Below are 11,639 nucleotides of genomic sequence, written 5' to 3'. Positions count from 1 at the left end.
CCCGCCCGCCGGCTCAGGAGCAGGCGGCTCCGTTCAAGGTGAACCGCGTCGGTACCGCGTTCGGACCCGAGTACGTCGCCTGGAACCCGAAGCTCGCGCCGGCGCCGGGGGCCAGTGAGCCGTTCCAGCCCGCGTCCCGGGCGGTCACTGCGCTGCCCGCCTGGGTCACCGTGGCGTTCCACGCGGTGCCGATCCGTTGATCGCCGGCGAAGGCGAACCCGAGGGTCCAGGCGGGGATCGCCGACGTCCCGGTGTTCTGCACGGTCACCGTCGCCGTGAACCCGTCGGCCCAGGAGTTGTCGATCCGGTACGTCACCGCGCAGGAAGCCGCCGGCGCCGTGTCGTCGTCCACCTCGGTCGCCTGGAAGGTCGCCGCGCGCACCCCCGACCCGCCGACCGTGAACATCGCGCTGCCCGGTACCGCGTCGGCGTCCTGGGCGGCGGACACCGAAACCCGCTGCGCGGTAGCCCAGTCGGCCGGAGTGAACACCAGGGTCGTCCCCGCCGTCACGGCCAGGTCCTGGTCACCGGAGCTCCGGGCAACCGTCACGGTGACGTTCTGCGCCGGCGCGATCGAGAGCCGGACCCCCACCGTGGCCGTGCCGCCCTCCGTGACGGCCACCGCCGCCGGTGTCACCTGCACCGCGGGCACCGCCGGAGCGCCGCGCCGCTCCGCGGCGAAGGCGGCCAGCCACGCCAGCGAGGCGTTCCAGTTGATCGCCACCTCGTTGGTGGAGTACGAGCCGATGTCGTCCACGTAGCACGCCGCCGGCGCGCAGCCCGCGAGCTTTTCCTTGGCCACCGGGTCCTCCAGTCCGGCGTTCGGTCCGCCGGCGAAGGAACCGGCCGGCGGGTGCGGCAGCGAGGCGTCGTTCTGGTGCGCCCAGAAGCGGTGGTGCTGGTTCTCGGAGGCACGCTCGCCATAGCCGGTGACGTAGGACAGGTCGAGCGCGTTGCGCCCGAGCAGGTAGTCCATCGATTCCAACGCGCCCGCTCGATAACGCTGTTGGCCGGTCAGTTCGTACGCGACGGCCAGCACCATAGCGGCGTTGGTGACGGAGCTGTTGGAGCCCCACGCGTAGGCGGTGGGGGAGATCGGCACCGCGTAGCCCTGGCCGGACATGGTGGACAGGTGGGTGTCGGCGGCCGCGGTCAGCAGACCGCGCACCCTGGCCAGGTCGTCGGCGGGCAGGGCCACGCCCGGGACGGTGGCGAGGGTGATCCGGCCGAGCGTCGCGGTGCCCCCCCACCAGAACCCGTCGGCCGGCCTGGCGTGCAGCGGAGAGGCGGTGACGGCGTCGCGGTACTGCGACTCACCCGTGGTGGCCAGCAGTTCGGCCGCCGCCCAGTAGAACTCGTCGGTGACGTCGGCGTCCTCGTACGCCCCGCCGCCGGTGTTGTCGGTCGCCGGGGCGAGCACGTTCGGGTTGGCCTTCGCGACGGCCCAGGCGCGACGGGCCGTGTCCAGGCAGCGCGCGGCGAAGGTGTTGTCGTACGGCGCGTACACCCGGGCGCACTGCGCGGCCACGGCTGCCAGATTGAGCGTCGCTGCCGTCGACGGGGGATGCAACTCGCGCTGTGCGTCGTCGAGTTCGGGGCGGGTCGGCAGTCCGGTCCACTGGGCGTCGTGCATCTTGTGGAAAGCCATCCCGGCCATCGGCCGGCCCGTCGGGACCTGCATCCGCAGCAGGAACTCCAGCTCCCAGCGGGCCTCGTCCAGAACGTCCGGCGTCCCGTTCCCGCGCTCCGGTACGCGCAGCGTCGCGTCGCCGAGCGCCGCCTCTCCGCCCGAGCGGGTGGCCCGCTCGAAGGAATTGACGACTTCCCAGACGGCTATGCCGCCGTTGACCACGTACTTGCCCTGGTCTCCGGCGTCGTACCAGCCGCCGCGGACGTCCAGCCGGTAGTCGCACACCCCCGCCTGGCAGGGGACGCTGGTGTCGCCCTTGTTGGGTGCCACGCCGAGGTGCCCGGCCGGGCGGGCGTAGGCGCTGCCCGCGAGGGCGGGGTCGATCGCTATGCCGCTGCGCTGCTGATAGAAGAACGACATGCTGTCGGCGCGCAGTCCGTCGTACAGCGACGCCGAGATGTCGAACGGGTGGCTGGCCCGGCCGCCCACGACCAGGGTGAATCCGGTGCCGGTACCGGTGTACGCGCCGAAGTCCACCAGGTGCGTCGACTCGCCGGAGGCCTGGTCCGCGCCCCGCACCGAGGTGCTGCCCGAGGCGACCACTGCCCCGGAGGTGTCGCGCAACTGCCAGGTCGACGGCGAGGTGGCGGAGCTGACCACGGTGGCCCGCTTGGGGCCGTCGGGCAGATAGCCGAGCTGATTGACCCGGACGGTCGTGGCGGCGGGCGCCGCGAGGGCGGTCGCGGCGGTCGTGTCCGCAGCGAGAGCGGACGGCGTCGTGAACGCGGTGGCGGTCAGGGCGCTCGCCGCCAGGGCGAGTCCGGCGAGAGCGGCGGCCGCGCGGCGCGGCGCGCCGCGGGCGGAGAGGGAAGGAGGCACGGTCGGGAGGCCTTCCTTGTGTGTGGGGGGAGCGGGCGGGAGGTGGGGGCGGAGGATTGGGAGCGCTCCCACTCCTCACATGAAGCCCGGGTTGAAGCGGTCACGTCAAGAGGTCGTCGGGGTGCCGGTGCCGAGAGGGCGCCGACGGCGCGCCCCGGGTGCCCGCAGGCCCTATGCGTCGCCAGGGGCGCGCAGTTCGCCGGTCCGCGCCACGGTCGCGTACCAGTGCGCGCTCGATTTGGGGGTGCGCTCAAGGGTGTCGTAATCGACGTGGACGGCGCCGAACCGCTTCGCATAGCCGTAGGCCCACTCGAAGTTGTCGAGCAGCGACCAGAGGAAGTAGCCGCGTACGTCCGCCCCGGCGGACAGCGCGCGATGTACGGCGTCGAGGTGGGCGTGGACGTAGGCGGCGCGCTCGGGGTCGTGGACCGTGCCGTCGGGGCCGACCTCGTCCTCGTACGCCGCCCCGTTCTCGCTGACGACGAGGGGCAGGCCGGGGTAGCGGGTGGCGGTCCGGGTCAGCAGGTCGTACAGCGCGCTCGCGTCGACCGGCCAGCCCATCGCCGTACGCTCGCCCGGCGCCCGGTGGAAGGCCACCTCGTCCGCACCCGGCCAGGGCGAGTGTTCGCTGTTCCCGTGGCCGTCGTCCTGTGGCCCGCGGTGGCCCGGCGCGACGTGCGAAACGACCGTCGGGGTGTAGTAGTTGACGGCGAGCAGGTCCAGGGGCTGGTGGATCGTGGCGGTGTCGCCGGCCTGGACGAAGGCCCAGTCGGTCAGGTGGGCGGTGTCGGCGAGGAGGTCGTCCGGGTAGGCGCCCTCCAGCATGGGGCCGAGCCAGATCCGGTTGCCGACGGCGTCGATGCGGCGGGCCGCGTCCCGGTCCTCGGTGGAGGGGGTCAGGGGGCGGATCTCGTGGAGGTTGAGGGAGACCGCGAGCTGGGCGTCCCCGGGGAGGGCGGCCCGCAGGGCCCGCGCCGCGAGGCCGTGGCCGAGGTTGAGGTGGTGGGCCGCGCGCAGTGCGGCGACCGGGTCGGTGCGCCCGGGGGCGTGGACGCCGGAGCCGTAGCCGAGGAAGGCGCTGCACCAGGGCTCGTTGAGGGTGATCCAGTGCTTCACCCGGTCGCCGAGGGCGTCCGCGACGTGCCCCGCGTAGGCGGCGAACCGTTCGGCGGTCGCGCGTGCCGGCCAGCCGCCGGCGTCCTCCAGTTCCTGGGGCAGGTCCCAGTGGTAGAGGGTGAGGGCGGGTGTGATGCCGGCGGCGAGCAGCTCGTCGACGAGCCGGCGGTAGAAGTCCAGGCCCCGCTGGTCGGCGGGGCCCCGGCCGGTCGGTTGGACCCGGGACCAGGAGACGGAGAACCGGTAGGAGCCCAGGCCGAGTTCGGACATCATCCGGACGTCGTCGCGGAAGCGGTGGTAGTGGTCGACGGCCACGTCACCGGTGTGGCCCTCGAAGACCCTGCCCGGGGTGTGGGAGAAGGTGTCCCAGATGGACGGGGTACGGCCGTCCTCGCGGGCGGCGCCCTCGATCTGGTAGGCGGCGGTGGCCGTGCCCCAGAGGAAGCCGGGCGGGAAGGTGCGGGCGGCGGTGAGGGGCCGGGTTTCGGACGCGGTCATAGGAGGGCGCTCCCAACGCGAGTGCGGGTGAGGGTGTGGTGCGGGCAGGTCAGTTCTTGACGGCGCCGGCCGTGATGCCGCCCACGATGTGCTTGCCGAGCAGGGCGAAGACCAGGAGCAGCGGCACGGTGGAGATGAGCGCGCCGGTCAGTACGACGGCCTGGTCGACGGTGTGGTTACCGGCGCCGAGGCCGGCCAGCGCGACCTGGAGGGTCGGGTTGCCGTCGGGGGTCAGGGCGATGAAGGGCCAGAAGAAGTCGTTCCAGGACTGGACGAAGACGAGCATGCCCAGGACGGCCATCGCGGGCCGGGCCACCGGGAAGACCACGTGCCAGATGATGCGCAGGCTGTGCGCGCCGTCCATCCGGGCCGCCTCCACCAGCTCGACGGGCAGGGCCTCGATGAGGTACTGGCGCATGAAGAAGACGCCGAAGGCGGCGACGAGCGAGGGCAGGACGACCGACTGGAGCTGGTCGACCCAGCCGAGGTCGGTGATGATCTGGTAGAGCGGGATCACGCTGAGCTGGGGCGGGATCGTCATGGTCGCCACCACCAGCGTCAGCAGGGCGCTGCGGCCGCGGAAGGGCAGTTTGGCGAAGGCGAAGCCGGCCAGGGTGGAGAACAGGACGGTGGACAGGGCCACGAGCCCGGCCACGACCGTCGTGTTGATCAGGGCCCCGCCCATGTCGACCTGGTTCCAGGCGAAGGCGAGGTTGTCGAAGAGCCGGGGGCCGGGCAGGAGCGGCGCCGGGGCTTCGACCACGCGCTCGCCGGAGTGGGAGGCGGCGACCAGGTTCCAGTACAGCGGGAAGAGCGAGACCAGCGCGGCCAGGCCCAGCAGGACGTACGTCAGCGGTCCCGCGTGGTGCTGACGCCCCGCCCCCCGGCGCACGCGCCGCGTGCGCGGTGCCTTGGTGATGGTCGTGTCGGATGCGTGGGCCATGAGTTCAGCTCCCCGCCTTCCTGCGCTTGTGGTGCGAGCGGGAAACCAGCGCCTGGACGCCGCCGATGAGCAGGAGGAGCAGCAGCATGACCCAGGCGATGGCGGATGCCTGGCCCAGTGCGCCGGTGACCCACCCCTTCTCGTACATGAGCAGGCTCAGCGTCTGGAACTGGTTCCCGCTGCCTCCGCTGATGCCGATGCTGCCGCCGAAGAGCATCGGTTCGCCGAAGAGCTGGGTGGCGCCGATGGTGGACACGATCACGGTGAACACGATCGTCGGCCGGATGGACGGGATGGTCACGCTGACGAACTGACGCCAGCGGGACGCCCCGTCCAGCGCCGCGGCCTCGTAGAGGTCCTGCGGTACGGCCTGCATCGCCGCCAGGTAGATGAGCGCGTTGTAGCCCGTCCAACGCCACGTCACGATGGCCGAAATGGCGATCTGGGCCGGCCACTTGGAGGACTCCCAGGCGACCGGGTCGAAGCCGACCCAGCCCAGCACCGTGTTGATCAGGCCGTAGTCGGTGTTGAACAGCTGGGCGAAGACGAGCGTCGCCGCCGCGATCGAGGTGGCGTAGGGGGCGAGGACCGCGACGCGGAAGAAGCCCCGTCCGCGGAGCCGGTAGTTGAGCAGGTGGGCCAGACCCAGGGCCACGAGGAGTTGGGGAACGGTGGAGATCACACCGATGGTGAAGGTGTTGGCGAGGGCGTTCCAGAAGAACTCGCTCGTGGCCAGCGCCCGGTAGTTGTCCAGGCCCCTCCACTGGGCGGTGCCGCCGAGCTCGACCCGGTGGAGCGAGAGCCAGCCCGTGTAGATCAGGGGGAAGAGCCCGAAGGCGGCGAAGGCGAGGAAGAAGGGGGCGACGAAGACGTAGGGCACCGCCTTCAGATCGAAGCGGTAGAGCGCACTGCGCAGTCCGCTCGCGCCGGAGGGCCGCTGCTCGCGGGAGCCGGCGCTGGGGCCCGGGGGCTGTGCGGCGGGCGGCGGCGAGCCGCCGCTGGTCGCCCGTACGGAGGTGGCCACGAGGGCGTCCTTCCAGGTCGATGAGTGCGGTGGTGCGGTGGTGCGAAAGCGACGGCCCGTGGCCACCCGCGGTGGTGCGAAGGCGGCGACCCGTGGCCACCCGAGGGGAGGCGGCGGGTGGCGACGGGCCGTCGAGGGCCCCGCTACTTGTCGATCTTGTCGTCGACCAGCTTCTTGACGTTGTCCCAGGCCTTCGCCGGGTCGGTGCCGCGCTGCTCGATGTCGAGGATGCCGTTGTCGGTGAGGAAGGTCTTCACCTGGCCGTCCCAGCGGCTGATCGGGGCGGGCGTGATGCCGGCCGCGGCCTGCGAGTAGATCTTGCCGACCGGGGTGTCACCGAAGTACGGCAGCTTGGCGTCCTGGACCGCCGGCGAGCCGAGGGTGTCCTTGGAGGAGGGAATGTTGCCGTTCACGCCGAAGACCTTGGCGTGCTGCGCCGGCGCGGTCAGCCAGGCCGCCAACTCGGCCGCCTCCTTGGCGTGCTTGCCGGACTTCGGCACGGCGAGGAAGGAACCGCCCCAGTTCCCGGCGACGGGCGGTGCGGCGATGTCCCACTTCCCCTGGTTCTCGGGGCCCGCCTGCTCCTTGATGATGCCCGTCATCCAGCTCGGGCAGGCGACGGTGGCGAACTTCGCGTTCTTGAAGGCCGCGTTCCAGGTGCCCTTCTCGTCGAACTGGCGCAACTTCGCCGTCAGACCGCCCTGGGCGGCCGTCACGGCGGTGTCCCACGCCTTCTTCACGCCCGGGCTGTTCGCGTAGTCGAGCTCGCCCTTGGTGTTGGCGTACTGCACGGGTTCGCTGGCGACCACGGCGTTGAACAGGCCGCTCGCGGAGTCGTGGAACGCGGTTCCGGCCGGGGCGTTCTTCTTGTAGGTCTCGCCGGTCTGGATGAACTTCGCCCAGTCGCCGGCCCAGAGCTCGGCGACCTCGGTGCGCTCGGTCGGCAGCCCGGCCTTGGCGAAGAGGTCCTTGTTGTAGCAGATGGCCATGGGGCCGATGTCCGTGCCGAGCCCGATGACCTTGCCGTCAGCCGTCGTGGCCTGCTTGACCTTCCAGTCCAGGAACGCGCCGAGGTCGGCGCCGCCCGTGCTGCGCAGGTCGGTCCACTTGTCGGCCATCGCCGACCCGGTCGCCTCCGCGATGTAGCCGACCTCCAGAGCCTGGATGTCCGCGAGGCCGCTGTTGCGGGAGAGGCGCAGCTTGAGCGTGTCCCAGTACTTCTGACCGTCCGCGACGTTCGATTCCTCGATCTTGATGTTCGGGTGTGCCTTCTCGTACTCGGCGTAGAGCTTGGCCCCGGTGGTGTTGTCGTAGCCGAAGGAGCCGAAGGTCCCGATCCGCAGCGTGATCTGCTCCTTGCCCGCCTTGTCCGCCGTGCCCCCGTCTCCGGCGCCGTCGTCGCCGCAACCGGTGAGCAGGGCCGCACCGGCCGCGACGGCGACGGCTACGGAGATCGCCTTGATCGTGGTGCGGCGTCCGCGTCTGCTGCTGGAAGTGCGCATTGAACTCTCCTCGTCCCAGGTGGTGCTCGTTGTGCGCCGGGGGGTCCGGCGGGGTTGTTCGCGGCTCGGCGAGGTGCCCGCCCGGACCGATGTGAAGGCCGTTGTCGCCCCCTCGAATGGGAGCGCTCCCACGTCGTGCCGGAAGGTTGCTGCCTCGCAGGGGCGGGTGTCAAGAGGTGAACGCGGATTCATTACCGCGGAGTTGCTGGCACGCGTGCGGCCCCGCATCCCGGAACGGCCCGTCGTGTCGTGGACGTGATCGTGGCGCGGCGAGGGAATCGAGGTTAGTGTGGGAGCGCTCCCATATGCTGTGTCGGCGTAGCGTGTGCCGCAGCGACGGGCGGGGTCCATCATCGTGCCCGGTGTACCCGTTTCACCTGCTCAGCCGGCCGGGCCGGGGCCCCGCGCGGGGGGCGACGACACACGAGGGGAGTTCGGAAATCGTGAGCGGACGGCAGAACGACAGGCCCACCCTGGAAGAGGTCGCGGCCCTGGCCGGCGTCGGCCGGGGCACGGTCTCCCGGGTCATCAACGGCTCGCCCCGGGTGAGCGAGCAGGCCAGGCAGGCCGTCGCCCGCGCCATCGCCGAGCTGGGGTACGTACCCAACCAGGCGGCCAGGGCGCTGGCCGGCAGCCGGACGGACGCGGTCGCCCTGGTGATTCCGGAGACCGAGGCCAGGCTCTTCGCGGAGCCGTACTTCCTCGACCTGATCCGCGGGGTCAGCGCCGAACTGGCCGAATCCGACAAGCAACTGCTGCTCACCCTGGTCCGGACCGAGGCCGAGCGCCAGCGGTTCGAACACTACTCGGCCGCCCAGCGCGTCGACGGCGTGCTGTTGGCGTCCGTCCACGGTGACGACCCGCTGCCCGACCGGATCGCGAAGCTCGGGCTGCCGGTGGTCATGAACGGACGGCGTTCCGAGGCCGAGCCGGTCGACTACGTGGACTCCGACAACATCGGTGCGGGACGCGCGGCCGTCGCCCACCTCGTGGGCCGGGGCCGCAGTCGGATCGCGACCATCAGCGGCCCCCTCGACATGTACGTGGCCCGCGCGCGCCTCGGCGGCTACCGCGCGGGGCTCGCCGAGGCCGGGATCGCACCCGACGAGTCCCTCGTGGCGGTCGGGGACTTCACCGAGGAGGGCGGCCGGCGGGCGATGCGCGAGCTCCTGGAGCGCAGCCCCGGCCTGGACGCGGTCTTCGCCGCCTCCGACGTGATGGCGGCCGGCGCGCGCGGGGTGCTGCGCGAGGCCGGGCGGGAGGTCCCCGAGGACGTCGCCCTGGTCGGCGTGGACGATTCGATGGTGGCCCGGCTGATGGATCCGCCGCTGACGAGCGTGCGCCAGCCGATCGAGGAGATGGGACGCACGATGACCCGGCTGTTGCTCGACAAGATCACGGAAGGGTCCCGGGACCAGGGCGCCCCGGGACGGGGGAGGGGCGAGGGGCCGTCCCGGGTGCTCCCCACGGAACTGGTCGTGCGGGCTTCCTCCTGAGCGGTCCGGTACGCGGGCTCCCCAGGAGGGCGGCCGCCCACCGGACGAGCGGTCCGGAGGGGCGTCCCGAAGCCCGGAGCGGTGCGGAAACCGGTTTCCGCACCGCTCCGGGCTGCTCACCCGCGGTGGGTCACAGCGCCGGGTAGGCGTTCTTCATGAGCTCCTGGAACTGCGCCGAGAACCACTGGCCCGCGAGCGGCGAGTCCGGGAGGGCGCCCGACATGCTGTTGCCGTTGCGCACGTTGCCCGTGTACGTCGGGTCGCACATCCGGTCGAAGCCCTTGCCCTCGTTGTTCGGGATCTCCTTGCTCGCGCCGTCCGACTCGCCCGGCGGCTTCATCCACACGTAGGCGTCGATGCCCGCCGCCGGAGCGGCCTGCGGTCGTTCGCCGAGCCCGGCGCCCGACTGGTTGCACCAGTTGCCGAGGTGGATGCGCCGGTCGTAGCGGCCCCCGTTGACGTAGGTGTCCACGCTCGTCAGCGGTCCGGCCGCGGTCGGGCGGGCCGCGCCGCCCCAGCCGTTGCGGGAGGTGTCGATCAGCATGCCGATCTTCGAGTCGAAGCCGATGGAGGCCAGTTTGGTGCGCATGGCCTGGGCGTACGACAGCTCGTCGGTGTACCGGTTCCAGTCGACCCACTTCGACTGGCGCACGGAGGTGCCGCCCACTGAGTCGTCGATCGTGAAGTGGTCCTCCTTCAGGGCGCTGAAGTTGGCCGTGTTCACGATGAAGCCCTGCACGTCGGCGACCGTGGAGCCCTCGGCGGTGGCCGCCTGCTTGAGGATCTCGGCCGAGGCGCCGAAGTTGTCGTCCCAGCCGAGCCAGCCGTGGTGGCCGGCGTCCAGGTAGTTGTAGACGTTGGCGAGCGATCCCAGCTTGTTCAGCGCGTAGCCGACGCCCTTGACGTAATTGCCGTTGGCCTTCATCACGTCGCAGTTGGGCGTGGCCGTCGGGCGCCCGGAGACGTTGGTGACCAGGTTCGGCAGGGAGTCGAGCTCGACCGTGTTGACGATCCGCAGCCCCGCGTACTTGGGGTCGGCGAGGATGGCGGCGATCGGGTCGATGTACTGGGTCTTGTACTTGTCGATGTCGGTGGGGCCCAGTTCGCCGTTGGAGGAGAGCGCGGAGCAGTCCCGTCCGGGCAGATTGTAGATCACCAGCTGGACGACGAGCTCGCCGCTGCCCTTCTGCGCGAGCGCTGCGTCGAGGTGTGCGCGCAGGCCCATGCCGCCGTTCACGCCCGCGATGGCCGCGGTGCGGTCCAACCAGACGCCGGTGGGCTGGTTCGACACCTTGGTGCCGCCCGGTTCGGCGGCGGCCTTGGCGGACCACTCGGGGTTCACGTACACCTTGGCGCCGGCGTACGGGTTGTCGGCCTTGCCGCCGGTCGGAGGCGGTGTGGTCGGAGGTGTGGTGGGGGGTGTGGTGGGCGGAGTCGTGGGAGGTGTGGTCGGGTCGGTGGCGCCGTTGCAGGTGACGCCGTTGAGCGTGAAGGTCGCGGGGACGGCGTTCGTGCCGGTGTGCGAACCGTTGAAGCCGAAGGACGTCGAACCGCCCGTGGCCAGCGCCCCGTTGTAGGACAGGCTCTTGGCGGTCACGGCGGCCCCGGACTGGGTGATGGCGGCGTTCCAGCCCTGGGTGACCTGCTGCCCGTTCGCGTAGGACCACTGCACGTTCCAGGAGGCGACCGGGTCGCCGGTGTTGGTGATGATCACGTTGGCGCCGAAGCCGGTGTTCCACTGGTTCGTGATCTGGTACTCGACCTTGCAACCGGCGCTGGCGGCGCCGGCGTTGGCGGTGAACACGGTGGCGGTGGCGCCGGCGGCCGTGACGAGGCTGAGGGCCGCCAGCAGGGCGGTGCGGGGGATCGTGCGGCTCATGTCGTGGGGTGCCTTTCAGTTCTGGGTGCGCGGGCGGTCGCGCGGCCCGGTGCCGAATGCGGGTGGGGTGCGATCAGGGCTGTTCCGGAGGGGTGGTGCCGGGTGTTCTCGCCGTACCGCCCCGCGACCAGGGGTGACCCGGGCCGGGGGGTCGAGCCGATGAGCGGAGCCGCGACAGCCCGCCTCGATCGAGGGGCGTGTCGCAGGTGTGGACGGTCGGGCCGTGGCCGGATGACCGTCGGCGGGTGGGGAGTCGAGCCACTGGCGCGGGTCTTCGTGGGCGAGGCCGGGGATCAGCGGGAGATCGCGGACGCCGGTGGCGTGCGGGGCGTCCACCAGGTCCCGCGTGCCGGTGGCCTTCTGGCCGCCGCCCGGCAGGTAGCGCTGTCGCGCAAGGTCGGCGCCGTTCCGCCGAGCGGCTCCGACAGGTGCGGGGCCGTCGTATGCGAGAGCCCCGCACCTGTCGGAGCAAGGTCGCGCCGTGACGGCGTACCGAGTGTGGAAGCGCTCCCACTCGCTGGGCCCAGACCGTAGCGTCAACTGTCACCAAGTAAAAGGGGGGTTGAGTAAATTTCCCGCGGAACCCTTTCGACTCTTCACGTCCCTTGACGGCGCTGCATCCCGTCTGCACAGTGGGAGCGCTCCCACTCGTTCGGAGGTTGCGCGCACTCG

The 11,639-nt window shown here is 71.5% G+C and carries 7 protein-coding genes; 1 reads left to right on the top strand and 6 read right to left on the bottom strand.

Annotation, left to right across the window (positions count from 1 at the left end; all coding sequences use genetic code 11):
* Window positions 1–13 precede the first annotated feature (13 nt).
* From ACIQWR_RS09305 to ACIQWR_RS09285, 5 genes are all read right to left on the bottom strand, one after another.
* Window positions 14–2,509, bottom strand: a complete 2,496-nt coding sequence (locus tag ACIQWR_RS09305) for a glycoside hydrolase family 9 protein (protein ID WP_404006122.1) — start codon at window positions 2,507–2,509, stop codon at window positions 14–16.
* 171 nt (window positions 2,510–2,680) lie between these two features.
* Entirely contained in the window at window positions 2,681–4,123 is a 1,443-nt protein-coding gene (locus ACIQWR_RS09300) for a GH1 family beta-glucosidase (RefSeq protein WP_404006120.1), read from the bottom strand.
* A gap of 49 nt (window positions 4,124–4,172) precedes the next feature.
* The gene (locus ACIQWR_RS09295) at window positions 4,173–5,066 is read right to left on the bottom strand and encodes a carbohydrate ABC transporter permease (RefSeq protein WP_404006118.1); all 894 of its coding nucleotides are present in this window, start codon (window positions 5,064–5,066) and stop codon (window positions 4,173–4,175) included.
* 4 nt (window positions 5,067–5,070) lie between these two features.
* Window positions 5,071–6,090 carry a carbohydrate ABC transporter permease gene (locus tag ACIQWR_RS09290; protein WP_404006116.1) on the bottom strand — a complete coding sequence of 340 codons (1,020 nt, stop codon included), beginning with the start codon at window positions 6,088–6,090 and terminating at the stop codon, window positions 5,071–5,073.
* A 143-nt stretch (window positions 6,091–6,233) separates the two neighbouring features.
* Entirely contained in the window at window positions 6,234–7,592 is a 1,359-nt protein-coding gene (locus ACIQWR_RS09285; protein WP_404006114.1) for an ABC transporter substrate-binding protein, read from the bottom strand.
* A 443-nt stretch (window positions 7,593–8,035) separates the two neighbouring features.
* On the opposite strand from ACIQWR_RS09285, the gene ACIQWR_RS09280 reads away from it, so the two are divergent.
* The gene (locus tag ACIQWR_RS09280) at window positions 8,036–9,088 is read left to right on the top strand and encodes a LacI family DNA-binding transcriptional regulator (RefSeq protein ID WP_404006112.1); all 1,053 of its coding nucleotides are present in this window, start codon (window positions 8,036–8,038) and stop codon (window positions 9,086–9,088) included.
* Window positions 9,089–9,218: 130 nt separating this feature from the next.
* Here the strand turns inward: ACIQWR_RS09280 and ACIQWR_RS09275 are convergent, their stop codons facing one another.
* The gene (locus ACIQWR_RS09275) at window positions 9,219–10,967 is read right to left on the bottom strand and encodes a glycoside hydrolase family 6 protein (RefSeq protein ID WP_404006110.1); all 1,749 of its coding nucleotides are present in this window, start codon (window positions 10,965–10,967) and stop codon (window positions 9,219–9,221) included.
* Between the last annotated feature and the right edge of the window lie 672 nt (window positions 10,968–11,639).

This window comes from Streptomyces sp. NPDC098789 (assembly GCF_044759975.1).
Taxonomy (GTDB): Bacteria; Actinomycetota; Actinomycetes; order Streptomycetales; family Streptomycetaceae; genus Streptomyces.
The sequence above is the reverse complement of the archived record's forward strand: the minus strand, read 5'-3'. Positions and strand labels throughout refer to the sequence as shown.